The 25,750-nt window shown below is 73.5% G+C and carries 23 protein-coding genes and 1 pseudogene; 5 read left to right on the top strand and 19 right to left on the bottom strand.

Annotated elements, in window-relative coordinates:
- The first annotated feature begins 110 nt into the window (after positions 1-110).
- The gene (locus tag C892_RS0121855) at positions 111-506 is read left to right on the top strand and encodes a nuclear transport factor 2 family protein (RefSeq protein ID WP_017558925.1); all 396 of its coding nucleotides are present in this window, start codon (positions 111-113) and stop codon (positions 504-506) included.
- A gap of 1,184 nt (positions 507-1,690) precedes the next feature.
- A complete protein-coding gene (locus C892_RS0121850; RefSeq protein ID WP_017558924.1) occupies positions 1,691-2,371 on the top strand; it encodes an MOSC domain-containing protein in 681 nt (226 codons plus the stop codon).
- A gap of 232 nt (positions 2,372-2,603) precedes the next feature.
- Here the strand turns inward: C892_RS0121850 and C892_RS0121845 are convergent, their stop codons facing one another.
- The 3 genes and pseudogenes from C892_RS0121845 to C892_RS0121835 form a co-directional block, all read right to left on the bottom strand.
- Positions 2,604-3,863, bottom strand: coding sequence for an NAD(P)/FAD-dependent oxidoreductase (locus C892_RS0121845; protein WP_239647479.1), 1,260 nt, complete (start codon positions 3,861-3,863; stop codon positions 2,604-2,606).
- Positions 3,864-4,024: 161 nt separating this feature from the next.
- Positions 4,025-4,843 (bottom strand): annotated as a pseudogene (locus tag C892_RS29385) (SAM-dependent methyltransferase).
- Between the two features lie 134 nt (positions 4,844-4,977).
- Positions 4,978-6,465: a SulP family inorganic anion transporter gene (locus tag C892_RS0121835; RefSeq protein ID WP_017558920.1), complete on the bottom strand. Its 1,488-nt coding sequence runs from the start codon at positions 6,463-6,465 to the stop codon at positions 4,978-4,980.
- Between the two features lie 939 nt (positions 6,466-7,404).
- On the opposite strand from C892_RS0121835, the gene C892_RS0121830 reads away from it, so the two are divergent.
- Positions 7,405-7,974 carry a Rossmann-fold NAD(P)-binding domain-containing protein gene (locus C892_RS0121830; protein WP_017558919.1) on the top strand — a complete coding sequence of 190 codons (570 nt, stop codon included), beginning with the start codon at positions 7,405-7,407 and terminating at the stop codon, positions 7,972-7,974.
- A 121-nt stretch (positions 7,975-8,095) separates the two neighbouring features.
- Here the strand turns inward: C892_RS0121830 and C892_RS0121825 are convergent, their stop codons facing one another.
- The 16 genes from C892_RS0121825 to C892_RS0121745 all read right to left on the bottom strand — a co-directional run bounded on the left by C892_RS0121825 (position 8,096) and on the right by C892_RS0121745 (position 23,955).
- Positions 8,096-8,614, bottom strand: coding sequence for a 2-thiouracil desulfurase family protein (locus C892_RS0121825; RefSeq protein ID WP_017558918.1), 519 nt, complete (start codon positions 8,612-8,614; stop codon positions 8,096-8,098).
- Positions 8,615-8,698: 84 nt separating this feature from the next.
- Entirely contained in the window at positions 8,699-10,123 is a 1,425-nt protein-coding gene (der, locus tag C892_RS0121820) for a ribosome biogenesis GTPase Der (protein WP_017558917.1), read from the bottom strand.
- A 108-nt stretch (positions 10,124-10,231) separates the two neighbouring features.
- The gene (cmk, locus tag C892_RS0121815) at positions 10,232-10,978 is read right to left on the bottom strand and encodes a (d)CMP kinase (protein WP_017558916.1); all 747 of its coding nucleotides are present in this window, start codon (positions 10,976-10,978) and stop codon (positions 10,232-10,234) included.
- A 124-nt stretch (positions 10,979-11,102) separates the two neighbouring features.
- Complete coding sequence (locus C892_RS0121810; protein WP_017558915.1) at positions 11,103-12,185, bottom strand: prephenate dehydrogenase; 1,083 nt, start codon at positions 12,183-12,185, stop codon at positions 11,103-11,105.
- Between the two features lie 107 nt (positions 12,186-12,292).
- Positions 12,293-12,655 (bottom strand): chorismate mutase, encoded by a 363-nt coding sequence (gene aroH / locus C892_RS0121805; protein ID WP_026124549.1) that lies wholly within the window; start codon positions 12,653-12,655, stop codon positions 12,293-12,295.
- A gap of 232 nt (positions 12,656-12,887) precedes the next feature.
- The gene (locus C892_RS32760; protein ID WP_017540535.1) at positions 12,888-13,616 is read right to left on the bottom strand and encodes a pseudouridine synthase; all 729 of its coding nucleotides are present in this window, start codon (positions 13,614-13,616) and stop codon (positions 12,888-12,890) included.
- A gap of 799 nt (positions 13,617-14,415) precedes the next feature.
- Entirely contained in the window at positions 14,416-15,051 is a 636-nt protein-coding gene (gene scpB, locus C892_RS0121790; RefSeq protein WP_017558912.1) for an SMC-Scp complex subunit ScpB, read from the bottom strand.
- Entirely contained in the window at positions 15,048-15,899 is an 852-nt protein-coding gene (locus C892_RS0121785; RefSeq protein WP_017558911.1) for a segregation and condensation protein A, read from the bottom strand. Before C892_RS0121785 ends, scpB begins: the two co-directional genes overlap by 4 nt.
- 40 nt (positions 15,900-15,939) lie before the next feature.
- Positions 15,940-16,467 carry a hypothetical protein gene (locus C892_RS0121780; RefSeq protein WP_040685545.1) on the bottom strand — a complete coding sequence of 176 codons (528 nt, stop codon included), beginning with the start codon at positions 16,465-16,467 and terminating at the stop codon, positions 15,940-15,942.
- Entirely contained in the window at positions 16,464-17,423 is a 960-nt protein-coding gene (locus C892_RS0121775) for a ParA family protein (RefSeq protein ID WP_017540530.1), read from the bottom strand. Before C892_RS0121775 ends, C892_RS0121780 begins: the two co-directional genes overlap by 4 nt.
- Positions 17,424-17,621: 198 nt before the next feature.
- Positions 17,622-18,599: a site-specific tyrosine recombinase XerD gene (locus tag C892_RS0121770; RefSeq protein ID WP_017540529.1), complete on the bottom strand. Its 978-nt coding sequence runs from the start codon at positions 18,597-18,599 to the stop codon at positions 17,622-17,624.
- A 148-nt stretch (positions 18,600-18,747) separates the two neighbouring features.
- The gene (locus C892_RS0121765; protein ID WP_017540528.1) at positions 18,748-19,374 is read right to left on the bottom strand and encodes an NUDIX domain-containing protein; all 627 of its coding nucleotides are present in this window, start codon (positions 19,372-19,374) and stop codon (positions 18,748-18,750) included.
- Positions 19,374-21,020 carry a CTP synthase gene (locus C892_RS0121760; RefSeq protein WP_017558909.1) on the bottom strand — a complete coding sequence of 549 codons (1,647 nt, stop codon included), beginning with the start codon at positions 21,018-21,020 and terminating at the stop codon, positions 19,374-19,376. The genes C892_RS0121765 and C892_RS0121760 overlap by 1 nt, the downstream gene beginning before the upstream one ends.
- 246 nt (positions 21,021-21,266) lie before the next feature.
- Positions 21,267-22,262 carry a GNAT family N-acetyltransferase gene (locus C892_RS0121755; protein ID WP_017540526.1) on the bottom strand — a complete coding sequence of 332 codons (996 nt, stop codon included), beginning with the start codon at positions 22,260-22,262 and terminating at the stop codon, positions 21,267-21,269.
- Positions 22,263-22,723: 461 nt separating this feature from the next.
- On the bottom strand, positions 22,724-23,218 hold the full coding sequence (locus C892_RS0121750) for an NUDIX domain-containing protein (RefSeq protein ID WP_026124547.1): 495 nt from the start codon (positions 23,216-23,218) through the stop codon (positions 22,724-22,726).
- Positions 23,215-23,955, bottom strand: coding sequence for a helix-turn-helix domain-containing protein (locus C892_RS0121745; protein WP_017558907.1), 741 nt, complete (start codon positions 23,953-23,955; stop codon positions 23,215-23,217). Before C892_RS0121745 ends, C892_RS0121750 begins: the two co-directional genes overlap by 4 nt.
- A 429-nt stretch (positions 23,956-24,384) precedes the next feature.
- On the opposite strand from C892_RS0121745, the gene C892_RS0121740 reads away from it, so the two are divergent.
- Both C892_RS0121740 and C892_RS0121735 read left to right on the top strand, forming a co-directional pair.
- A complete protein-coding gene (locus tag C892_RS0121740) occupies positions 24,385-24,735 on the top strand; it encodes a hypothetical protein (protein WP_152513447.1) in 351 nt (116 codons plus the stop codon).
- Positions 24,736-25,056: 321 nt separating this feature from the next.
- Positions 25,057-25,590 carry an NUDIX domain-containing protein gene (locus tag C892_RS0121735; protein ID WP_017558905.1) on the top strand — a complete coding sequence of 178 codons (534 nt, stop codon included), beginning with the start codon at positions 25,057-25,059 and terminating at the stop codon, positions 25,588-25,590.
- Positions 25,591-25,750 lie beyond the last annotated feature (160 nt).

Below are 25,750 nucleotides of genomic sequence, written 5' to 3'. Positions count from 1 at the left end.
AGGGGTCCGCCTTTGTTTTGAAACGTTTTTTCGACACACCCCCTGGACGGCACGCCCACCCCGACCTATCATCGTCGTCACCTATTCAACTATTTGACTCGAGGTGGCGCATGCACCCCTTCCGCGCGGCGGTGGAGGCCGACGACATGGCCGCGGTCGAGGCGATGCTCGCCGAGGACGTGGTGTTCACCAGCCCGGTGGTGTTCGCTCCGTACCGGGGCCGGCCGATCACCGCGGCGATCCTGCGCGGGGTGGCCCGCGTGTTCGAGGACTTCCGCTACGTGCGCGAGTTCTCCAGCGCGGACGGGCGCGACCACGCCTTCGAGTTCACGGCCGGCATCGGCGACCGGCGGCTCCAGGGGTGCGACTTCGTGCACATCGGCGACGACGGCCTGATCGACGAGCTGACGGTGATGGTGCGCCCGCTGTCGGGGGCCAACGCGCTGGCCGAGGCGATGGGGGCGCAGTTCGACCGGATCCGCGAGGAGGCGGCGGCCCAGGCTTAGAAGGGGTTTTCTGGAGTTCCACCGGATACGGCGGTGGACGTCCACGGCCGGTCCGCCGCTGAAGGCCCGGAAGGCCGTCCGCGTTCCGTGTGCGTGCGGAAGGCGGAGCGTTCCCTGCACCCCCGACCCCGCACCGGGGCGGCCGGCCCCCAGTACCGATCCGGTCGGCCCCATCACCCCTCCAGGGCACGACGGCGCCCCGGAGGCGACCCGCCGAACGCTTCCCGGCTTCCCGCCGGCGGAGAAGCCGACAGAGAATCGGAGGAAGGGACCGCCACGCCCTGTTCCCCTTGACCGTGCGTCGGGCCCGCTCCGTCCCCTTCAGGCGGTGTCCCGGTCGTGTCCGCTGGCGTGGTGGAACTCTCGGCCGCGTCCTTGTGTGCGGTGCGACCGCTGCAGCGTGATCGGCGACCCCGCCCCGGGTGCGCGCCCCCTCCGCGCCGTTGATCTCGGGAAAGTCGGCGTAATACTCGCCGGTATTACCCCGACTTTCCCGAGATCAACGAGGGTGTCGGTGCGGGCGGCAGGCAGTGCCCCCGGGGGCGGCCGGGGCCCGGAGAGTTCCACCACGCCAGCGGACACGACCGGTGTACCGCCAGTCCGTTTCGGGCCGGTCGTTCCGTGAAGAGCGGATCTTCGTCCCCCCCTCCCCGGCAATTCACAGAAATCCTCCACGTGGGCCCCCTCCGCGTGACAGCATGCATCTGTGCTTCCCACCGGGACCTCTCGGTGGCCGCAGCCACCGACGGCCGACTCCCCCCTTAGGCCCGGCGGCCCGGCCTTCCGGTCCCCCGAGGCCTCTCCGGAAGCATGCGCACGGCCGTAGCCGCGGCCTCGCCGTCGGGCGCGGCGTCCGCTGCCGGACGTCGTCCGGCTAAGCGGACGAGCGGCACGGCCACGGGCCCTCTTGGCCGGCGCTGCTGCGGGGGCGGTGACACCGCTCCCGCAGTCGCCGCCCTTGCGGGGTGTACCCCGGGCGGGGGCGCCGTTCCCCAGGGCGTCCCCGCCCTCCCGCCCCTCCCCGGCCGAAACGACGGGGGCGGACCTCGGACAGCCGGGTCCGCCGATCCGAGCACAGGACACCGCGCCCGGCCCCGGAGAGGTCGGCGCCGCCGCATCCCCCTCCTCCCCCTCTCGCCGGGAATCCGGCCACCAGGGCCCACCGGTCGCACTAGGCTGCCGCCATGCACAGCGAGGGGATCATCGCGTCGGTCAACCGGGGGACGGTCTTCCGGGCCGACTGGGCGGGCCGGATGAAGCGCACGGCGATCGACAAGCGGCCCGCCGCAGGGCCGGTGGCCGTACGGCGCCTGGGGCTCGACGGGGACGAGCAGGCCGACCGGGAACACCACGGCGGTCCCGACAAGGCCGTCTACGCGTACGCGCGCGAAGACCTCGACCACTGGCAGGAGCGCCTGGGACGCGGGCTGCACGACGGGGTGTTCGGCGAGAACCTCACCACCCGCGGCGTGGACGTGACCGGGGCCGTGATCGGGGAGCGGTGGCGCGCCGGGAGCGCCCTCCTGGAGGTCACCCTGCCCCGCACGCCGTGCCGGGTGTTCCAGGCGTGGGTCGACGAGCCCACGTGGGTCAAGACCTTCACCGAGGAGGGCCGGTTCGGGGTGTACCTGCGCGTTCTGAGCGAGGGCGAGGTGAGCGCAGCCGACCCGGTGGAGGTGGTGCACCGTCCCGTCCACGGGATCACGGCGGCCGCGGGCCTGGCGGCCGGACGCGGGGCCGACGCCGACCTGCTGGAGCGGATCACCGCCCTGCCGGGCGCCGCCGCCGCGTGGACGGCGGTCCTGGAGCAGGCCAGGACCCGCAGCAGGCGAAGGGACGGCGCGGAGGACGCGACCGGCCTGTGAGCGCGCGGCGGCCCCGCTGAGGCGTCGACGCCCTGTCGGCCGGGGACCGCGAAGGACGGTCCACCGGGGCGGGGCGGTCCGACGGTAGACCCCCGTCGGGCCCCGGTGGAGCGCCCTCACCGGTCATCATGGCCGTCACGGCCAACTCGGACTGGATGGCCTGCATGGTCGGCACGGCAGAGGCACTACCCGCACCACCTGCCCGTTCCGTACGACCTGAGCGCCCCTCCTCTCAGCTCCTAGAGGCTCCGGCCAGGAAGTCCTCGAACGAGAGCAGGCCCGCCTGCAGGCCGAAGAACTCGGTCACCCTCTGCGGATCTCCCGAGGCGTCCTTCATCGCTTCGGGAAGCCCCTCAGGCATCTCCCCCTTGGCCAAGGCGCTGCACGTCCGGAAGGAGACGGAGGTGGCCTGGTCGCGCTCGGCGGCGTACCCGGCCGTCGCGCGGTCGATCGCCGCCGGCCCCTCGCCCAGCGCTCCGGTGAGCCGCCGGCTGAGGAGGTCGGCCTGGACGAACGCATCGGTGATCCCCAGAGCGCACAGCGGGTCCTTCACGTGCCCGGCGTCGCCCACCAGCGCCCACCCCGGGCCCGAGGAGGTCCGGTAGCGGTTGGCCAGATCGCCGTCGCCGACGATGCGGCTCTCCCGCCTGCCCTGGGCCAGGGCCGCGTGCAGATCAGGGACGGTCTGGTGCAGCGCCTCGGTGTAGTGGGCCTCGACATCGGACTTGACGCGACCGAACGCCTCACGGGGCCATCCCACCGCGACCACGGTGTTCCCGTCGTTGGTGGGGATGACGATGACGGTGCACCCCGCCCCCGCATGGACACGGAACCCCTCGTCGGGCAGTCCGCTCCAGTAGGCGTAGTACATGCAGCCCTGCGCACCCTCGTCCCGGTAGGGGCGGGCGCCCACCACGCGCGCCAGGGTGGAGTGCTTGCCGTCCGCGCCGATGACCACGCGCGCGCGGGCACTGTACTCGCGGCCGCCCTCAGCGAAGGTCACTCCGGCGACACGGTCCCCCTGGTAGAGCGGGGCCCGCAGGGACGCCCCCTGGCGCACATCCGCCCCCGCCCGCGAGGCCGCCTCCACCAGGACGGCGTCGAGCTCCGTCCGGCGCGGGGCGTAGCCGGTGCGCACACCGTCGACCTCGGGCGGCCGACCGTCGAGGACGGCCCCGGCCGCATGGAACGCGACCCGCTCGATGGGCGGGCACCCGGTGGCCAGCACCTCCTCCAGCAGCCCCCACGAGGCCAGGCGCGCGACTCCGGCATGGTGGACGTAGTGCGTGGAGACGGTGTCGCTGGGGAAGGTCGCCCGGTCCAGCAGCAGGACCCGCGCGCCGGCCCGGGCGAGCAGCATCGCCGTCGGGGATCCCGCGCAGCGCGCGCCGATGATGATGACGTCGTAGTCGTCCATGGCCTCGATCGTCCTTCGGGGGGTGAGGGCGTCGGCGCGGGCCGGGTCGGCGGGACCGCGCTGTGTGGCAGGCAACTGTAGTGGGTGGTCCGTCCCCGCGCGTGGGCCTTCGGTGAGATCGCCGCGGTTGCCACCTTTACGGAGTAGATTCCCGAACGCCCGATTCACCGGCGGACGGCGCCCGCACAGGGACCGGGCTCCGAGCGGTCCGGAGCCGGGCCTTCAGGCCAAGGCGCTCAGGCCTTGCGCGCCACCCCGCCGAAGCCGTCGACCTGGGGAGGCTCTCCCCCGAACGGTCCCTCCCCCGGCTCGGGGCGCCAGCGCGTCACCATGACCACGCCGGGGTCGACGACCTCCAGGCCGTCGAAGAAGGACGCGATCTCGGCAGGACTGCGCTGGACGTAGGGGACCGCTCCGCTCCGGTTTTACTGCTCGTGCGCCTCGGCGTTGGCGGCGCTGACCACGTTGGTGCCGTCGTTGACCGTCAGGTGGCTGCCGCGCGGAAGGCCGGCCATGAGGCGCCGCACGATGTCCTGGGCCTCACCCGGGTCGGCGATGTGCCCGAGGACCCCCATCAGCATCAGCGCCACGGGGCGGTCGAGGTCCAGGGTCGCGGCCGCCGCTTCCAGGACCGCCTCGGGCTCGCGGAGGTCGGCGTGGACGTAGTCGGTCGCCCCCTCGGGGGTGCCGACCATCAGCGCGCGGGCATGGGTGAGCACCAGGGGATCGTTGTCGACGTACACCACCCGGCACTCCGGCGCGCACGCCTGCGCGACCTCGTGGGTGTTGTCCACGGTGGGCAGCCCCGTCCCGATGTCCAGGAACTGGCGCATCCCGGCCTCTTCGACCAGGTGGCGCACGGTCCTCTTGAGGAAGGAGCGCGACTCTTGGGCCCCCTGGGCCATTCCGGGGAAGACCTCCAGGAACCGGTCCCCCGCCTCGCGATCGACCGGGTAGTTGTCCTTGCCGCCCAGCCAGTAGTTCCAGATGCGCGCACTGTGCGGAACGCTCGTGTCGATCGCTCCGGCGCCGGGGGCGGGGGGTGTGTCCGTCATCGCTGCAGCGCTCCTGATCGTGGGACCGGGCGCCATTCTGTCCGCAGCGGGGCCGTCCCGCAATCGCGACGAGGGGCCGGACCGCCCGCAGCGCAGGCGGTCCGGCCCCTCGACCGCACCGGGACCGGGTCGGATCAGTGGCCGCCTGAGAGCGTGCCGCTCAGCTCCTTGTGCAGTTCCTCGCTCGGCACGTTCAGACCGACGACCTCCACGTCGACACCGTTCTTCTCGAACTTGTCGGTGGCGTGGTCCAGGGCGGCGACCGCCGAGGAGTCCCACATGTGGGCCCGCGAGAGGTCGATGACGACCTTGCCGACGCCCTCCTCGTGGTAGTCGAACTCCCCCACCAGCTCGTTGCTGGAGGCGAAGAACAGGTCGCCCCGGACCGAGTAGACGCGCACCCCGCCCTCCGGGTCGAGGACGCTGGTGACCGCCGACAGGCGGGCCACCCCCCGCGCGAAGATCACGGTCGAGGCGAGTACCCCGACGATCACGCCGATGGCCAGGTTGTGCGTGGCCACGACCACGACGACGGTGATCACCATGACCGCGGTCTCGCTCCAGGGCATGCGGCGCAGCGTGCGCGGGGAGATGCTGTGCCAGTCCAGCGTGGCGATGGACACGAACACCATGACCGCGACCAGGGCCGCCATCGGGATGATCGCGACGATGTCGCCGAGCACCACCACGAGCAGCAGCAGGAACACGCCGGCCAGGAAGGTCGACAGCCGGGTGCGGGCCCCCGACTTCACGTTGATCATGGTCTGGCCGATCATGGCGCAGCCCGCCATACCGCCGAAGAAGCCGGTGATGATGTTGGCCCAGCCCTGGCCGCGCGCCTCACGCCCCTTGCCGGAGCGGGTGTCGGTGATGTCGTCCACCAGCTTGGCCGTCATGAGCGACTCCATCAGGCCCACCAGCGCCAGCGTCAGCGCGTAGGGGGCGATGATGCGGAGCGTCTCCATGTTCACCGGCACGTCCGGCAGGAACGGCACCGGGAAGCTGCCGGGCAGTTCGCCCATGTCGCCGACGGTGGGCACCTTCAGCCCGGAGGCGACCGTGATCACGGTCAGGACCACGATGGCCACCAGCGGCGCGGGGACGGCCCTGGTCAGGCGCGGCAGCAGGAAGATGACGGCCAGGCCGCCGGCGACCAGGGCGTACACGCCCCAGCCCTCGCCCCAGAAGTGCGGGACCTGGGCCATGAAGATCAGGATGGCCAGCGCGTTGACGAAGCCGGTCATCACGCTCGGCGGGACGAACCGCATCAGCTTGGCGACCCCGAGCAGGCCGAGGACCACCTGGAACACACCGGCCAGGATCGTGGCGGCCAGCAGGTAGTCGACGCCGTGCTCGCGGGCGAGCGGGGCGACCACGAGCGCCATGGCACCGGTGGCGGCGGAGATCATGGCCGGACGCCCGCCCAGGAAGGCGATCGACACGGCCATGGTGAAGGAGGCGAACAGGCCGACCCGCGGGTCGACGCCGGCGATGATCGAGAACGAGATCGCCTCGGGGATCAGCGCCAGTGCGACGACGAGGCCCGACAGGACCTCGGTGCGCAGCACGGGGAGGGAGGGGACGGTCGGTCTCCAGCGCTTCGCGGAGGTGTGCGCGGTCATGCAGCCCATCTCGGCAGGGCGGCCCGGCACGACCGGGGCCGCGGTGCGGTCAACTCGGAGCACACGGGGGCGTGCCCCGTGGAAGCGGTGGTCGGGTGGGCCCGGCGCGGCCGTTCCGGCCGCGGGGCGCCGCGCGGCGCCGGTGCCGCGGAGCCGGTCCGCCCGGGTACGGGCGGAGGACGGAGAGGGCGGTGGCGGAGGGCTCGTACCGAGACCCGGGCCGACAGGAAGGAACCGCCCTGACGGAGATCAACCCGACACCGAAGAGATTACCGTCGCGTGAGGGTTGACGTCACCCTGTGCGCATGCGACACCCCTCACAATGGCACCCCACCCGCCGCGCGGGCGGCCGCCGATCGCGAGACCGGCCCCGACCACGGCCCCCTACCCGAGTGTGCCCCCGCCCCGTGACCGAGGCGTTGCCGCCCGGTCAACCCTCGGTGACCGACGCCGCCGGACACCGGCGGGCGCGACCCGCTGATACCGCAACGACAGGGCGGTCGAGGACCCGGCGGACGTCGAGGCCCCATCAGGCACCCGCCGACGCCGGTAACGGACGCGAACAGCGGCAACGACGGCCCGGCAGGTGCCCCGCTCACGGCCTCCGGCCGGGCGGCGGGCCGGCTGGGGTCGGGGTGGTCGGCGGCGGCGGGGAGAGGCGGGTGCTTCCCCGGGCCTGCTTGCCGGGCGGCGGGTCCGGGATGGTCCGGTAACGGATCACGCGCAGCGCCGTCAGGGCCGTCAACGGGTCCCTCGGGCAGGCCGCGTTGTTGATCTCGGGGAAGTCGGCCTTGTACCGGCCGGTACAAGGCCGACTTCCCCGAGATCAACAACGGAGAGGGCGCGCACCAGGGGGACGTGCCCGCTGAATCACCGGGGTCTCCTGCCGGCGCACTCGGGCCCGGCGCGCCCCGGATCGTCCACCTTTCCTCCGCAGGCGTGAAGGACTGCTCCGACGGCCGACCCGACCCCGCCGTCCAGACCGATCCCGTCAACCGCAGGCACGCGGCCGTCGAAAGGGAGGTCGAGGGCGCCGGGGTCCCGTGGACCGCCGTGCGGGCGGGAGGGCCGGCCTCCTCACTGCTCGGCTGGGCCCCGGAGATCCGTCGGCACGGAACGGTGCGCGATGCCTTCCCCCGCGCCTCCCGCGCGCTGTTGGACGAACGCGATGCCGCGGAGGTGGCCGTCCGCGCCCTCATCGGGGACGGCCACGACGGGGCCCGGCATGTGCTCTCCGGCCCCCGGCCGCTGACGACCGAGGAGCAGGTGGCGATCATCGGGCGGGCCGTCGGCCGGCCGATCCGGCTCCTGGTCCCCTCGCGAGGAGAGGTCATCGAGGAGATGGCATCCGAGGGCTGGGAGCGGGCCGCGGCGGAGCAGTTGCTCGACGCCTATGCGCGAATGTCGAAGGCGCCTGGGGCGGTCACCGACACGGTCGAGCGCGTCACCGGCTCGCCGGCCAGGAGCCTGGACCAATGGGCGCGCTACCACGCCGACGACTCCCGCTGACCCACTGCCGAGCTCCGGGCAGGGAACGGGACGCTACGCGCGTGGTGTCATCCCGCCGACGAGGTCCCGGCGGGTCGGCGCGGCAACACGCCCGCCGGAGCGCTCTGCGAAGCGACGGCGCTCAGAGGAAGGGGACCTCCGGCTCTCTTGCCTCCAGATCCTTCAGGAAGGCCTCGGCGGCGTCGAGCTCGTCCTCGGTGAACACAGGGATGCCGCTGTCCGAGAGCAGATAGGACGTCACCCCTTGGCCGGGAACCTTCGCGCCCGAGAAGGAGCCGTCGTAGACGGCCCGGCTTCCACAGCTGGGGCTGCCGTCCTTCAACACCGCCAGGCGCACCCCCTGGCTCCAGGCGGTCTCCAGCGCAGCGCGCGCTCCGGCCACGAAGTGGTCGGTGACGTCCGCCCCCTCCGGGGTGACGATCGCGGCCGCGCCGTCCAGCACCGCCTCGGCCCCCGCCGCACCGGCGATCTCCGCCGGAGGGCGCGGAACGGGGAGCCCGCCCGCGATCTCCGGGCAATGCGGGACGAGGCGCCGCTCGGCCCGCCAGCGCTCCAGCACCGGATGCTCCGACGTCTTCGCCCCGCCGTCGTAGCGCACCTTGCGCCCCATCAGGCAGGCGCTCACCAGCACCTTGTACACGGCCGACCTCGATTTCCCGCGCTCTGCGGCGCGATCGGATCCGGGGACGCGCGCGGGGGCGGCCGATCCGCCGCCCCCGCGCGCTCAGCGCCGCCAGTCGGGACGGACGCTGCCCTTGGAGGCCTTGCCCCCGCCCTTCTTCTCACGAATGCGCATGCTGACCTTGACCGGGCTGCCCTCGAACCCGAAGTCCTCGCGCAGGCGGCGCTCGATGAACCGCCGGTAGTTGTCCTCGAGGAAGCCGGTGGTGAACAGCACGAAGTGCGGCGGCCGGACGTCGGCCTGGGTGGCGAAGAGGATCTTGGGCTGGCGGCCGCCCCGCACCGGCGGCGGCGTCGCCGCGACCAGCTCCTTGAGCCAGCTGTTCAGCCGCCCGGTCGGGATCCGCGCGTCCCACGAGGCCAGGCCGGTCTCGATCGCCGGCACCAGCTTCTCCATGTGCCGCCCGGTCTTGGCCGAGATGTTCACCCGGGGCGCCCAGGAGACCCGCGACAGCTGCCGGTCGATCTCCTTCTCCAGGTAGTAGCGGCGGTCCTCGTCGAGGGTGTCCCACTTGTTGAAGGCCAGCACCATGGCCCGGCCCGACTCCATGACCTGCTCGACCACGCGGATGTCCTGCTCGGCCAGCGGCTCGGAGACGTCCATCAGCACCACCGCGACCTCGGCGCGGTCCAGCGCCGCGGACGTGCGCATGGTGGCGTAGTAGTCGGCGCCCTGCAGCCGGCGGAAGCGGCGCCGGATGCCCGCGGTGTCGATGAACTTCCAGGTGGTCCCGCCCAGCTCGATCAGCTCGTCGACGGCGTCGCGGGTGGTGCCGGCCATCGGGTCGACCACCACCCGGTCCTCCCCCGCCAGCCGGTTGAGCAGGCTGGACTTGCCGACATTGGGGCGGCCCAGCAGGGCGATGCGGCGCGGCCCCTCCTCCGGGGCGGGCTCGGCCGGCTCGTGCTCGCCGGGGAAGTGCGCGGCGACCGCGTCCAGCAGGTCGCCGGTGCCGCGCCCGTGCAGCGCCGACACCGCGATCGGCTCGCCCACGCCGAGGTTCCACAGCTCCATGGCCTCAGCCTCCTGGGCCGGGCCGTCCACCTTGTTGGCGGCCAGCACCACCGGCTTGCGGGTGGTGCGCAGCACCCGGGTGACCGCCGCGTCGGCGTCGGTGACCCCGACCGTGGCGTCCACCACGAAGAGCACCACGTCGGCGGCCTGGGCCGCGTACTCGGCCTGCCGGGCGACGCTGGCGGCCATGCCCTCGGCGTCGGTCTCCCACCCACCGGTGTCGACGAGGGTGAAGGGCCGCCCCAGCCAGGAGGCGTCGTAGGCCACCCGGTCCCGGGTCACGCCCGGAACGTCCTCCACGACCGCCTCACGGCGCCCCAGCACCCTGTTGACCAGGGACGACTTTCCGACGTTGGGCCGTCCGACGACGGCGACGACCGGCAGGACCTCCGCCTGTTCGCCCTCGGCGGCCGCGGCGGCCGCCTCGTCCGTGGCACGGCTGTTCTCGCTCATGGGTTCTCCGAACTCTCCCGGTTCCGTCTCCCCGCGCGCCCGGGACGCGTGCCGCGGGGGTGGTCGTCGTGCATGCGGTGCGCCCGGCCCCGGGGCCGGGCGCCTCCGCTACTGTGCGGCGGCCTGCGCCTGCGCGCCCTGCTCCGCCTCGTCGGCCAGGCCGACGACGATGTCGATGACCTCCTGCAGGCCCAGCCCGCTGGTCTCCAGCTCCAGGGCGTCCTCGGTCTGCGTGAGCGGCGAGGACTCCCGCGAGGAGTCCAACCGGTCGCGCAGGGCCAGCGCGCGCCTGGTGGCCTCGACGTCGTCGGTGCGCACCTCCTTGCTGCGGCGCTCCGCACGCGCCTCCGCGCTGGCCGTCAGGTAGATCTTCACGGCGGCGTCGGGGGCCACCACTGTGGTGATGTCGCGCCCCTCGACGACGATTCCGCCCGACTCGCGCCGTGCCCGCGCGATCGTGTCGCGCTGCATGGCCACGAGCCGCTCACGCACCGCCGGCACGGCGCTGACGGCGCTGACGCTGGAGGTGACCTCCTGCGTCCTGATCGCCTGGGCCACGTCCGCGCCGTCCACCTGGACGGTGGGGGCCGACGGATCGGTGCCCATGGTGATGTCCGGCCGCGACGCGGCGGCGGCGACGGCCTCCGCGTCGGAAACGTCGACCCGGTGGTGCATCATCCACCAGGTCAGGGCGCGGTACATCGCCCCTGTGTCGAGATACTCGAAGCCGCGCGCGGCGGCCACGCCCTTGGAGGTGCTGGACTTGCCCGACCCCGACGGGCCGTCGATGGCGATCACCATGCCCGGCCCGGCCGCACCCTCGGCGCCCGCTCCGGCGTTGCCCTGCGCGCTCACGTCGGTTCTCTCCCCAGGGGTTCGGTTCCATCTCATCTCAACGAAACAGGTTACAGCCGCGGTCCCCCTGTTCCGCCCGGTCGCCGGGCCCGCCGGGCCGCTCCCCTGGGCGCGCCGCGGCGCCTCAGACGTGCACGGACCAGCCGCGCTCGCGGAGCGCCGCGACCAGGCCTTCGGCCGTCTCGGGAAGCACAGACAGCTGCGCCAGCCCCAGCGGCTGGCCCGGCGAATGGTCCATGCGCACGTCCTCGATGTTGACGCCGGCCTCGCCCACCTCCGAGAACAGGCGGCCCAAGGCACCGGGCTCGTCCGGGAGCACCACCGGCACCTCGGTGTAGCGGGGGACGGCCGGCGAGGGCTCCCCGTGCTTGCCGGGGATCCGGTCGCGGCCCTCCACCCCGCGCCGCAGCAGGTCGCGCACGCCCTCCAGGCCGGCGCCGCCCTCCTGGCGCAGTCGGCGCGCCGCCGCCGACAGGTCGCCGGCCACGGCCTCCAGCACCTGGGCCACCGGCTCCGGGTTGCCGCCGAGGATCTCGGTCCACAGCCCCGGGTCCCCTCCGGCGATCCGGGTGACGTCGCGCACGCCCTGCCCGGCCAGCCGCAGCGCCTGGGGGTCGGCGCCCACCAGCCGCGCGGCCACCGCCGAGGAGGCCAGGTGGGGGGCGTGCGAGACCAGCGCCACCGCGCGGTCGTGCGCGGCGGCGTCCATCACGACCGGGTCGGCCCCGCACAGCCGGGCCAGCTCGGTGACGGCCTCCACCGCCTTGGCGGAGGCCGCGGGGGTCGGGCACAGCGCCCAGGAGCGGCCCTCGAACAGGTGGGAGCGGGCGGCGCCGGGACCGCTCTTCTCCCGGCCCCCCATGGGGTGGCCGGGCACGAAGGACGCCATGTCGCAGCCGGCCCGCTCCGCCTCCCCGGCCACCCGCGCCTTGACGCTGGCGGCATCGGTGTAGACCTGGGCCAGGTTCCGGCGCTGGGCCTGCAGCAGGGCGGCGGGCACGGCGGCCGGGGGCGCGGCGACCACGGCGACGTCGGCGGGCGGCCCGGGGTCGGCCCCCAGCTCCTCGCCGGCGCCCATGTCGCGGGCGATGCGCAGGGTGCGCGGGTCGGGGTCGTCCAGGTGGACCCGCACGCCCCGCCCGCGCAGGGCCAGCGCGACCGAGGTGCCGATCAGCCCGGTCCCGATGACCACGACGCGGTCGATCATGGGTGTGCGCTTCCCCTCCGTCGTTCGGTGGGCCCGCAGGTCAGGGCCGCACACTCAGCCTACCGGGCGGCGCGCGCCCGGGGCCGCGGCGGCCGCGCGGGCGCGGGTCACTGGGCGATGTCCAGGCGCAGGGCCTGGGCGCCGCGCAGGTAGACGTGGTGCAGCTCGGAGCGGGGGCGGCCGGTCTCCACGTGCGCCATGAGCCGGACCACCCGCGGCATGCCGTGCGGGACGGCGATCTCGCTCGCGCACATCAGGGGCACGTCGGAGAAGCCCACCTTGCGCGCGGCCAGCGCGGGGAACTCGGAGGTGAGGTCGGTGGTGGCGGTGAAGAGCACGCTGATCACGTCGCCGGGCGACAGGCCGTTGCGGCGCATCACCTCCGACACCAGCTCGGCGGTCGCCTCGATGACGAGCTCCCGCTCGTCGGCGTCGACCTGAACCGCACCACGGATCGCTCGCACTGCCACTGTGGCCTCGTCCCTCTCCTGCTCCTCAGGCGGCGCCTGGGCCCCTCGGCCCCGGAACCGCGTCTGCCCGACCCAACTGTGCACCATCGGGCGCCCCTGCGGGTAACCGACGTCCCACCAGGTGAGCGGGAGATCCCGAGTTCCCCGGCGTTGAGGCGTGCGACATGCGAGCGCCGCGGGGTGGAGTCCACCCCGCGGCGCTCCCGGGTCCGCGGCTACGGACGGGCGGGGGTCACATGCCCGCGGCCGTGTACAGCTCGCTCACCTCGCGCGCGGTCAGGGCGCGCATGGTGCCCGTCTTGAGGGTGCCCAGTCCGACCGGCCCCACCTGGGTGCGGGCCAGATCGCTCACCGGGGAGTCGACCGCCTCCATCAGGCGCCGCACGATGTGCTTGCGCCCCTCGTGCAGGCGGATCTCCACCAGCGCCTTGGGCTCGTGGTTCTCCACCACCCGGAAGGAGTCCACCTGCACGGGCCCGTCCTCCAGCTCCACGCCCTTGCGGACGGCGCGCACGACCTCGCGCGGCACCGGGCCCGGCACCTTCGCCACGTAGGTCTTGACGACCTTGTAGCGGGGGTGGGTGAGCCGGTTGGCCAGCTCGCCGTCGTTGGTGAGCAGGATCAGGCCCTCGGTCTCGGTGTCCAGCCGCCCCACGTGGAACAGGCGCTCCTCGGTCTGCCCGGCGTAGTCGGACAGCGTCGGACGCCCCTCGGGGTCCCACATGGTGCTGACCACGCCCCGCGGCTTGTTCAGGGCGAAGTACAGCCGGTCGGGCGCGGTGTTGACGAGCATGCCGTCGACGCGGATCTCCGAGGACTCGGGGTCCACGCGGGCCCCGAATCGGCGCACCACCTGGCCGTCGACGCTGACCCTGCCCTCGGCGATCAGCTCCTCGCTGGCCCTGCGGCTGGCCACCCCGGCCTGGGCCAGGGCCTTCTGCAGCCGGATGCCGCCGGGCACGCCCTCGTAGGAGTCGCGCTCCTCGTCGGGGACGCGGTCCTCGTCGGCCGGGTCGAACTCGGAGCGGAGCGCCTTCAGACGGGCACGGGCCTGGTGGGAGAGATCACGCTCTGAGCCCCCCGACGAGCGGGGCTTCTGCGGCGCACGGCCGCCGTCGCCGCGCGCGGGGCCTCCCTTTCCTCCCGGGCGCCCGGTGCGGTCGCCGCGGTCCGTGCGGTCGGAGCGTCCGGCACGTTCGGGGCGTCCTCCGCGCTCGGGGCGGCCCCCGCCTTCGGGGCGCCCGGAACGCTCAGGACGGCCGGGGCGGCCCGATCGGTCCTGGCGGCCGCCGCGCTCCTGGCGCGCCGAGTCCTGGCGACCCGAACGCTCAGGACGGCCCGCACGCTCCGGGCGGCCGGAGCGCTCCTTGCGCTCGGGCCCACCGCGGTCGGAGCCGCCGTAGGCCCCGCGTCCGCCCTCGCGCCGGTCCGCCCGGCCCGTTCCAGGACGTCCTCCGCGCCCGGAGCGCTCAGAGCGCTCAGACCGCTGAGACCGTTCGGACCGCTCGTCGAAGCGGCGGCCCTCACGGCCTTCACGGCCTTCAGGGCGGCGGCCCTCACGCCTCTCGGCGCCCCGGTCGTCGCGCCGGTCGCCACCGCGACCCTCACGCCCGGACCGGGGCTCGGACCGGTGCTCAGTGCGCCGGCCTTCGCGGCGCTGGGAACGTTCGTACTTGTCGTCGCCGCGCTCACCGCGCGGTGCCCGGCCGCGCTCACCGCGCGCTCCGGAGGAGTCCCGGCCACCGCGGGACCTGTCGTTCTTACGTGGTGTGTTCACCGGTTTCGTCAATACCTTCGATGTCGTCAGGCAGGAACGGGGCCAGATCCGGAAGATCGTCGAGGCTCAGCAGGCCCAGACGTTCGAGGAAGTAACTGGTCGTGCGGTACAGGTGCGCCCCGGACTCGGGGTCCTGGCCCGCTTCCTCGATGAGCCCTCGCAGTACGAGGGTACGCATAACCCCGTCGCAGTTCACACCGCGGACCGCGGAGACCCTTCCCCGGGAGACCGGCTGCCGGTAGGCGACCACCGCGAGCGTCTCCAGCGCCGCCTGCGTCAGCCGGACCTCCTGGCCCTCCTTCAAGAACCGCTCGACGACCTCTGCGCATTCCGGACGGGTGTAGATCCGCCATCCCTCGGCGACTTGACGCAGGTCGAACCCGCGTCCCTGGTCGGTGTACTCCCGGGAGAGCTCCTCAAGGGCGCCGGCCACATCGTCCAGCGTCCGACCGAGCCCGCGCGCCAGGTCGAAGGCGGGCACCGGCTGGTCCACCACCATGAGCACCGCCTCGAGGTCGCGCCGCAGCAGCGGGTCGGCCTCCCGCGCCCGTGCCCCGGCCGTTCCCTCCTCGGCCGCCTGTGCCCCGGCCGCCTCAGCGGTGTCCTGTCCCGCGGTCACCCGCGCTCCCCTCCGCCGTCCGCCCCGTCCCCGGGGGCGGCGTCCTCGTACTCGTCGCTCACGTCCACCTCGCCGACGGTGTCACCGGTCCAGCGCACCAGCAGCTCGCCCAGCGGCTCGGGCTGGTCGAAGCCCACATTGGCCGCCCGGTACAGCTCCAGCAGCGCAAGGAAGCGGGCGACCACCTCGAAGGTACCCTCGCACTCGGCCGTCAGCTCGGCGAACGTCAGTTCCCCGGCCGCGCGCAGCGCCTCCACCACCTGGGCCCCCTGCTCGCGCACCGAGGTCTTGGGCTGGTGGATGTGGGTCACCGGGACGCTCGGCGGCTCCTTCGGGGTGAACACCCGGGCCGCCAGCGCGGCGAACTCCTGCGGGCCCAGCTTGAGCATGACGTCCGGCCGCGCCTCGGCGAAGCGCGGCTCCAGCGCCACCGCGCGCGCGAACCGGCGCCCCTGGGCGGAGAAGCGCTCTTCGAGCAGCGCGGCGACCTGCTTGTAGGCCCGGTACTGCAGCAGCCGGGCGAACAGCAGGTCCCGCGCCTCCAGGAGCGCCAGGTCCTCTTCGTCCTCCACATCCCCCCGGGGCAGCAGCCGCGCCGCCTTCAGGTCCAGCAGCGTGGCCGCCACCAGCAGGAAGTGGCTCGCCTGGTCCAGGTCGAAGGAGTCCTCGTGCGCCCTGATGTAGGCGATGAACTCGTCGGTGACCTTGGACAGGGCGACCTCGGTGATGTCCAGCTTGTGCTTGGAGATCAGCCCGAGGAGGAGGTCGAACGGCCCCTCGAAGTTGTCCAGGTGCACCAGGAAGCCGCCGTCGCCGGCGGCCTCCTCCTCGGTGCGCTCTTCGGTCATCCCTCTAGAGTGGCACCGCCGCGGCGGTGCCCGTCCCGTCTCAGCCGGTCAGCCGCCGCACGAGCACGCTCTCGCCGCCGTTCTCGTCGAAGTCGGCGAGCAGCACCGCCACGGCCTCGCGCACGATGCGCCCGCGGTCGGCGGCCAGGCCGTGCTCGGCCCGCAGCGTCAGCCGGGCCTGCTCCAGCGCGAGCAGCTCCGGCGCCGAGATGTACACGGTGATCTTCTCGTCGTGGCGCTGCCGCCCGCTGGGCCGGGGCGCCTTCTTCGGCGCCGCGGGCGCGCCCGCGGCCTCGGCGGCCGCCTGCCCGCCGCCGTCCCGGTCCGCTCCATCCGTCTCGGCGCTCCCGGCACCGGCGCCGCCCACGCCGACAGGACCCGCGTCGACACTATCCGCCACCGGGTCGCTACTCTGCGGAGTCGACGAATGCCGCGCAGAACCCCCGGAGACCGTTTCGTCGGCCCCCGTCGCCGGTGCGGGGGGTCCCCCCGCGCGGTCGGGTGCAGGCTCTGGGGCGGGCGGCTCGGACGACCGGAAGAACAGTTCGTCCGCACCGGGCAGCGTCACACGGCGTGATCGCTGTTTGCCCACCGGGCCAGCACCTCCTTCGCGAGATCACGATAGGCGGACGCACCCGCCGACGAGGTGTCGAAGCGGGTGATCGGCTCCCCGGCCACCGTGGCGTCGGGGAAGCGGACGGTCCGGTTGATCACCGTGCCGTACACCTTGTCCCCGAAGCCCTCCACGATGGTGGAGAGCACCTCGCGCGCGTGCAGCGTGCGCGGGTCGTACATGGTGCCCAGGAACCCGTCGATGACCAGGTCCTCGTTCAGGCGCTCCTGCACCTTCTCGATGGTGTCCATCAGCAGCGCCACACCGCGCAGCGCGAAGAACTCGCACTCCAGCGGCACCACCACGCCGTCGGCGGCGGTGAGCGCGTTGACGGTGAGCAGGCCCAGCGACGGCTGGCAGTCGATGAGCACGACGTCGTAGTCGTCCATCACCGGTCTCAGCGCACGCGCCAGCATCTGCTCACGGGCGACCTCGCCGACCAGCTGCACCTCGGCGGCCGACAGGTCGATGTTGCTCGGGATCAGGTCCAGCCCGTCCACGTCCGTCTTGAGCAGCACGTCCTCGACCGTGACGTCGCGCTGCATCAGCAGGTTGTAGACGGTCAGGTCCAGCTCGCGCGGGTCCAGTCGGCCCAGGCCGACCGACAGCGCGCCCTGCGGGTCGAAGTCGACGAGCAGCACCCGCCGCCCGAACTCGGCGATCGCCGCCCCGAGGTTGATGGTGGTCGTGGTCTTGCCGACCCCGCCCTTCTGGTTGCACAGTGCCACGATCCGGGCCGGACCGTGGCGGTCCAGCGGCTCCGGATCCGGAAAGCTCGGCTTCGCTCTCTTGGTCTGCAGTTCGTCCCCCGTGCTGCGCGGTTCCCCCCACGGGCTGCTCGCCGCCGCGCCCTGCATCTCGTCGTCGATGGGGGCTCCCGCCTCCGCATCGTCGTATCGCGACCAGCTCACAACCCTTTGACCTCCCTACGGACCGGCTGCCCGGGCCCGGTGGGCCCGCCTCGCGGCCGGCCGTCGGAAACAACTCGCCATGTCGACAGCGGCCTACCGTCGTGCGGCGACTCTAGAACGTCCGCACGGGGTGATTCAACGCGACACTCTACGCGCCCAGGACCCCCGTGTGCCGCACTTGTCGGACACGGAATCCCGTCAGCGGCGGGCCCTGGGATGCCCGGCCGCGTACACTTCGCGCAGCCGGTCGACGGTCACGAGCGTGTACACCTGAGTGGTGCTGACCGAGGCGTGCCCCAGCAGCTCCTGCACCACGCGCACGTCCGCGCCCCCATCGATGAGGTGGGTGGCGAAGGAGTGCCGCAGGGTGTGCGGGGAGACGTCGCGCAGCCCCGCGCGCTCGGCGGCCGCCCGGAGCACCGCCCAGGCGCCCTGCCGGGTCAGCCGCCCGCCGCGCGCGTTGAGGAACAGGGCCGAGGCGCCCCGGCCCGATGCGGCCAGCGCGGGCCGGCCCCGCACCAGGTAGGCCTGGACCGCCTCCCGGGCGAACCGGCCCACCGGCACCATGCGCTCCTTGCCGCCCTTACCCCGGAAGCGCACGACCCCGCCGTCCTCGACACCGGGCGGGGCCGGACCGGTCACGTCGTCCACGTCCAGCCCGACCGCCTCGGAGATGCGGGCGCCCGTGCCGTAGAGCAGTTCGAGCAGGGCGCGGTCGCGCAGCGCGCGCGGGTCGCCCTCTCCCCCGGCCGCCGCCAGCAGGGCCTCGATGTCCTCCAGCGGGACCGCCTTGGGCAGCCGCCGCATGGGTCGGGGAGGGCTCACCTCCGCGGCGGGGTCGGCGGGGGCCAGCCCCTCCCGGAAAGCGAAGCGGTGCAGGCCCCGGACCGCCACCACGGCCCGGCCCGCCGAATTCCCGCCGAGCGGGGGATGGTCCTCGTCCCCCTCGCGCAGCGCGCGCAGGAACGCCGACACGTCCTCGGCCCCCACCTCGGCCAGCGACCCCAGGCCCCGCGCATCCAGGTGGAGCACGTACCGTCGCAGGTCGCGCCTGTAGGAGGCGAGGGTGTTGGCCGCCAGCCCGCGCTCGACGGCCAGGTGGTCGAGATAGGTGCCCACCGCAGCGGCGGCTTCACTCCGGTCCGCCCTGGTCCCGTGCTCGGCGCTCGTCGTCATCACCCGGCTCCCCGCGTTTCCGGGACAGATGATGCCATAGGGACGCGCCTCAGGCCCGAAGGGCACGCGAACGCCGGTGCCGCGGCCCCGTACGGGGCCGCGGCACCGGCGTCGTGCGTCGTCGACGCGCCGCCCGGGGCGGCTCCGGCTACAGCGCCGGGCGCAGCGAGGCGAACCCGTCGCGCTCGGCGGCGGCCGCCGCCAGCAGGCCCACCACCGAGGCGCCGTTGCGCACCCGGCCCTCGGCCACCGCGCGCACCGCCTCCTCCAGCGGCACCCACTCGGGCCGCAGGTCGGCCTCCTCGTGCACCCGCTGGAACGTCTGCTCGGCCGCGGGGACCGGGCTCACGCCGCGCCCCAGGAACACCTGGATGCGCTCGGTGGAGAAGCCCGGCGAGGGGTAGAAGTCGGCCAGCTCGAACCAGCGCTCGGCGCGGTGCCCGGCCTCCTCCTCCAGCTCGCGCGCGGCGGTGCGGACCGGGGCCTCGCCCTCCTCGTCGCGCACCCCCGCCGGCAGCTCCCACAGCCGCTCGCCCACCGCGTGCCGGTACTGGTGCACCAGCAGCACCCGGCCGGCCTCGTCCAGGGCCAGCGCCGCCGCCGCACCCGGGTGCACCAGGTACTCGCGGGCGACCTCCTCGGGGCCGTCGGCGCCGGGCAGCACCAGCCGGTCCACGTGCACCCGCGTCTTGGCGCCCCGGAAGGGCACCTCGCGCGCCACGGTCGCGCGGTCCTCGGGCAGGTCGGCGAGCTTGTCGCCCCAGGAGGCGGCCATCAGGCGCGCGCCTCGGCCGAGCGCTTGAGGGCGGCCGCCACCAGGCCGGAGAACAGCGGGTGCGGGCGGGTCGGCCGGGAGCGCAGCTCCGGGTGGGCCTGGGTGGCCACGAAGAAGGGGTGCTCCTCCTGCGGCAGCTCGGCGTACTCCACCAGGCGGCCGTCGGGCGACAGGCCCGAGAAGACCAGGCCGGCCTCCTCCAGCCGGCCCCGGTAGGCGTTGTTGACCTCGAAGCGGTGCCGGTGGCGCTCGGAGACCCGCGCCTTGCCGTACACCTGGCGCACCAGCGACCCCTCGGCCAGGTCGGCCGGGTACAGGCCCAGCCGCATGGTGCCGCCCATGTCGCGCTCGCCGGAGATCACGTCGGCCTGGTCGGCCATGGTCGCGATGACCTGCTCGCCGGCCTTGTCGTCGAACTCGGCGCTGTTGGCGCCCTCGATCCCGGCGACGGTGCGCGCGTACTCGACCACCATGCACTGCAGGCCCAGGCAGATGCCCAGCAGCGGAATGCGGTTCTCCCGGGCGTGGCGGATCGCGCCCAGCTTGCCCTCGATGCCGCGCACGCCGAAGCCGCCCGGCACCAGGACCCCGTCCACGCCCTCCAGCTCCCGGCGGGCGCCCTCGGGGGTCTGGCAGTCGTCGCTGGCCACCCAGCGGATGTTGACCCGGGTGTCCTCGCCGAAGCCGCCGGCGCGCAGCGCCTCGGTGACCGACAGGTAGGCGTCGGGCAGGTCGATGTACTTGCCGACCAGGGCGATGGTGACCTCGTTGGCGGGGTTGTGCACCCGGCCCAGCAGGTCGTCCCACTCGCTCCAGTCCACGTCCCGGAAGGCCAGGCCCAGGCGGCGGACCACGTAGGCGTCCAGGCCCTCGCGGTGCACGACCTTGGGGATGTCGTAGATGGAGGGGGCGTCGGGGCAGGAGATCACGCCGCCCTCGTCCACGTCGCACATGAGGCTGATCTTGGACTTCATGGCGTCGGGGATGGGGCGGTCCGACCGGCACACCAGCCCGTCGGGCTGGATGCCGATGTTGCGCAGCGCCGCCACCGAGTGCTGGGTGGGCTTGGTCTTGAGCTCACCGGAGGGCGCCAGGTAGGGCACCAGGGACACGTGCAGGAAGAAGCAGTTGTCCCGGCCGATCTCGTGGCGGATCTGGCGCACCGCCTCCAGGAACGGCAGCGACTCGATGTCGCCGACGGTGCCGCCGATCTCGGTGATCACCACGTCGACGCCGGCGGACTCCATCGCGTAGATGCGCGCCTTGATCTCGTTGGTGATGTGCGGGATCACCTGGACGGTGTCGCCCAGGTAGGCGCCCTGGCGCTCCTTGGCGATCACGCTGGAGTAGATCTGGCCGGTGGTGACGTTGGCCGTCCCCGACAGCTCGGTGTCGAGGAAGCGCTCGTAATGGCCGATGTCGAGGTCGGTCTCCGCCCCGTCGTCGGTGACGAACACCTCTCCGTGCTGGAAGGGGTTCATCGTCCCGGGGTCGACGTTGAGGTAGGGGTCCAGCTTCTGCATGGTGACCCGCAGACCGCGCGACTTCAGCAGCCGGCCGAGACTGGACGCGGTCAGGCCCTTGCCGAGGCTTGAGGCGACGCCGCCGGTGACGAAGAGGTGTTTAGTGCTCGCGGCGGATGCCAAGTGTTGCTCCCGTGGTCGAATGGCTGCGGAGCGCCCGAACGAGGACGGGCGACCGTGCGGCGCCCTCGCGGTCCCGGCGGTCTTCCGCTCCGGGCCTCGGACTCCACGGGCCACCAGGATAACAGGCCCCGACCCGCCCGACGGCACGGTCGCGTCCCGGCGGGGCGCATCCGCGCCCGTCAGCGGGGTGGCGCCGGCCACCGGGCCGATCCGCACGCCGCCTGCGCGGGGCCCGCCGGGGCGGAATCAGCGCATGGCCACGGCCGGACGCGCCTCCCAGGTGGTCCACAGCGGGCGGTAGCCCACCCGGGCCCAGAAGGGGGTGGACAGCGGGTTCATCAGGGAGTGGTCCAGCAGCGCCACCTCGGCCCCGCTGCTGTCCAGGGCCTGGTGCGCCTGCTCCACCAGCGCCGTGCCGATGCCCCGGCCGCGCTCCCCCTCGGTGACGATGCCGTAGCCGATGTGCGCCGCCGAGGCCGCCGCCACCAGCGGGCCGGTCCACCGCGCCCGCTGCGGGGGCGTGGCCCACACCAGGCCCACCAGCCGGCCCCGGCGCTCGGCCACCCAGATCCAGGAGGGGCGGCGGTTCAGCGCCGCCGTCAGCACACCGCGGGTCTGCTCGGGCGTCTCCGGCTGCACGAACACTCCGCCGAAGCGCTCCTCGTAGCGGTGCTGCTCCATCAGCAGCGCCACCGCCGGGGTCAGGTCCTGCCGGTCGGCCATCCGTATCGCCACGTCGCGCGGCGGCAGCGACGGCGGCACCCCGCGCCCGCGCGGGCGGACCGAGAGCACGCTGTAGGGCTGCAGGCCGTGCCGCTGCAGCGGGGCGATGCCGCACACGTCGCGGGAGGGCCAGGTCAGCAGGGCCGAGGACTCCCCTCCGGTCCCGCCGGGCTGGGCCTCCAGCTGCTCCTTCCAGCTGGTCAGCAGCGAGTCCAGGGCCCGCTCGGGCTCGGGGCCGCCGACCACCGGGGTGAGCCAGTGCTGGTCGGGCATCCCCCAGGTGCGGCCCACCTCGCCCGGCTGGTACCAGGAGTAGCGCATGGTGCCGGCGGCCACGGTGCGGCCCGCCTCGTCGCTGACGGTCAGCAGGGTGTCCCCGGCGCGGCGCGGACGCGGCGGCGCGGGCAGCAGGGGGTCGACCGCGGCCCAGCGCAGCGCGGCCGACTCGGCCAGCGCCTCGTACGCGCTCCCGCGCCCGGGCAGGTCGCCGCGGCGCACGCGCGCGACATAGCCGCTCATCCTCCACCCTCCCTGACCGCCGGCCGCCTCCGCGGGGCCTCGCACAGTGAGACCTCCCGGACGCGGCCCGTGTCCTTACGGAACGTGCATCGGGTGGTGACGGACCGTCGTCCGCCGACCGCGACGAGTCTAGCGCCCGACCGCGGACGTACCGGGCAGAACGCCGAATACCGTTACCTATCCGATTCGATGCAATCCCGTTTCGGATATTTCCCGTCAGACGCCACCGTACTCGACACCACGACGACCGGATCCGGCGGCACCCGCGCAACAGGGGGATTTCCCACTCCTTTCACAGCGCGAACACCGCCCCGGAGAGGCGGGCCCGTCCCCGCGCGCGTGAGGCTCGTGCCGGGACAAGCCGGAACCGTGGAAACGGATCCTCCCGCCCGAGAGGTGGTTGAGGCCCCCAGGACACCAGGCCCCGCCCCGCGGGGGCCTTCGTCGTGTCCGCGGTCGCCTCACGCGATGTAAGGCTCCCCGCCCAACAGCCCGTGTTCGATGCGCAACCGCAGCGCCGGCGCCACCAGGTAGCCCTCGATCTCCCCCGGGGCCACCCACCGCACCTCCATCGCCTCCTCCGGCTCGGGGGTGACCTGACCGCCGACCACACGGCCGCGTACGCAAATGTTGATGGGCTGGCGCACCTCGTCGAGTCGGTCGCCGTGCCAATAGGCGATCACGTGATCCGGCGTGGAGAACACCCCGACCAGGCCCACGATCTCGATGTCGAGCCCGGTCTCCTCCCGGCACTCGCGCACGGCGGCCTGCCCCACGGACTCGCCCTTTTTCACCGCACCGGTGGGGATGGTCCACAACTCGTTGTCCACTCGCTTGAGCAGCAGCACCCGCCCGGCCTCGTCCTGCACGAACGCCGACGCCGAGGTCTTGCGCGACGTCGGCTTCGGGGCCTGGGGGTCCTGCCAGTGGTCGACGCGCCTGGTCGCCTTGCTCACGTCTGCTCCCTCCCGGCCAGCGGGCGGGCCGAGGCCCACACCCGCTCGTAGCTCTCCACGTAGGTATGGAAGTACGCGCCGTCCATCCTGCGGAAGTGCATCACCGGGGTGTGCGCGGCGAGGATGCCGTACACGTGCGCGTTGACCAGCAGCTCGTCGTCGAACCGGTAGATGCTGTTGTACAGCGGGGTGTCGTGCAGGCGGATCTCCACCTCCGGCGGCATCTGCTGCTGGTAGTAGGCCGTCACCGCCGCCGCCCGCCCGGCCACCCCTCCCCCGATCTGATACTCGGAGTCGCGCGCTGCGAGCTGCGCCCCATCGGGGGCGCCCAGCAGCAGCCGCACCCGCGCCCCCGCCCGGGCCTTGGCCGCCAAGGTCGGCATCCAGTCGGCGTGCTCCTCGGTCAGCCACAGGCCAGCGTAGGCGAGCAGGCACACGTCGCGCTCGGCGGCGCGCAGCAGCTCGGTCCACAGATGGCGCGGCACGTCCGAGCGGCGGGGGTAGGTGGCGACCAGCTCGGCCCCGGCCAGGGAGGCGCCGTCAACGGCGCCGGGCCACAGGTAGGACTCGTCCTCCTGCAGGATCGCGGCGACCCGGTAGCGGGTGCGCGGGTGGGGGGTCGATCCGGCGATCCACCGCTCCACCGATTTGGTGGAGACGCCCGACGCTTCGGCGAGCCCTCCGATGTCGAGGCCGGACCGGTGGAACGCTCGGCGCAGTCTTTCGTTCACCGGCATGGGCCCATCGTGGCACTTTCGGACTTCTTGCGTCAGAGGCTTGGCCGCTAGATGTCGGTAGATGTCTCGCAGTGTCGGTGCGGTGTCCGTGGCCTGGTCCGGATCATGGCGTGCAAAGGCCCCGGCGGCCTGCACGGGCCCCGGGGCGCGGCCCCCAGCTCTACGGAAGCTGACGACATGAAGCAGACTGCCCCCGCCCTCTCCTCGGATGAAGACGAGAGGCTGCGGCGCGACTTCCCCCGCTGGCGGGTGTGGCGGGCGGAGCGCCCCGACGGGACCCCGGGAATGTGGATGGCCAACCCCCCCCCCGCCCGAGCGCACCGATCTGACGCCCACCCTCATGGCCGAGACCGCCGACGGGCTCCGCGCGCAGATGGCCGCCCCAGGCCCCCGGTACGGGCGGCCCGTGCCCCTGCAGGCAGGCCCCCAGTGAGCGAGTGGCGCCTCGGGCAGTTGCGCAGCCCCTCCGGCGGCGCGGTCTGGAAGCGCGCCCGACGCTCCCACCCCGAGGCCCCCGGGCACACCCAGGAGGTCGTCGGACGCACCGTCGGCGAGCTGGAGGCCGCCTTGGCCGTCCACGACCACCTCGACCGACTCCGCGAGAAGCACGGGCACGCGTGGGTGATCGGCGCGGACGAGGTCATGCCCACCTGGCGCATCCGCTGGGTCTGGGCCCAGCCCCGCGCGCCGGGAGCACCCGCCCCACCGCCGGTGGACACCCCGGCCGAGCTGGAGGCACTGCTGGCCGCCCGAACCGCACGGGAGGAGGCGGCCCCGTGAACCCGGCCTACACGCCGCACCTACTGCGCACCGGCGCAGGCACCCCCACCCCCAGTGACCGCCCGGCCGGGGAGAGCGGTGCGCGTCCCATCCAGTGATCCATCCTCACGGGCGTGGGGCTCGCAGGTCAGGATGCACGCGCCGGGATTCCCAGCGCGGTCCATCCCCACGGGCGTGGGGCTTACGCTGGGACAAGCCGGAACCATGGAAACGAATCCTCCCGCCCGAGAGGCAGTTGAGGCCCCCAGGACACCAGGCCCCCGCCCGTGCGGGGGCCTTCGTCGTGCGGCCGGGCCGGGCCGCGCCTCCTAGGGTGTCGCTGTGACTGACACCCGATGGACCATCCACGGCGAGAAGCTCGTCGACGAGAATCGCCACATCCGCCTCACGACGGTCGACGTCGAACTCCCCGACGGCGTGAAGTTCACCCAGTACGTCGCCAAGCTCCCGCCCGCTGCGATGACCCTGGTCATGAACGAGCGCAGCCAGGTCCTGCTGATGTGGCGGCACCGGTTCATCGTGGACCGGTGGGTGTGGGAGCTGCCCGGCGGCTACGTCGACCACGCCGAGGACATCGCCGCCGCGGCCGCCCGGGAGGTCGAGGAGGAGACCGGGTGGCTCCCCCGCGGCATGGAGCACCTGGTGACGTTCCAGCCCGCCATCGGGTCGGTCGACCAGCCCCAGATCATCTACCTCGGCCGGGAACCCGTGCATACCGACACCGCCCCCGACATCAACGAAGCCCAGCGCGTTGCCTGGTTCGCTCTGGACGATGCGATAGCGATGATCGACCGCGGCGAGATCGTGGGCGCCTCCACCGTCGTCGCCCTCTACCGGGCGCTCACCCTGCGGTGACCGCGGCGGCGCAGTGTCGACGCGGTCCAGCCCCACGGGCCTGGGGCTCGCATGCGGGTGATCCTCCGGGCATCCGTGACCTCCGGCCCATCCCCACGTGCGTGGGGCTCTCGTGAGCTGTCCTTGGTTGCGTAGAGTCTCTCTGACCAGGGGTTATCCT

Origin of the sequence: Nocardiopsis baichengensis YIM 90130 (assembly GCF_000341205.1) — a bacterium.
GTDB classification, from domain to species: Bacteria; Actinomycetota; Actinomycetes; order Streptosporangiales; family Streptosporangiaceae; genus Nocardiopsis_A; species Nocardiopsis_A halophila.
Note: the sequence above shows the minus strand (reverse complement) of the source record. Positions and strands in the feature narration are given on the sequence as shown.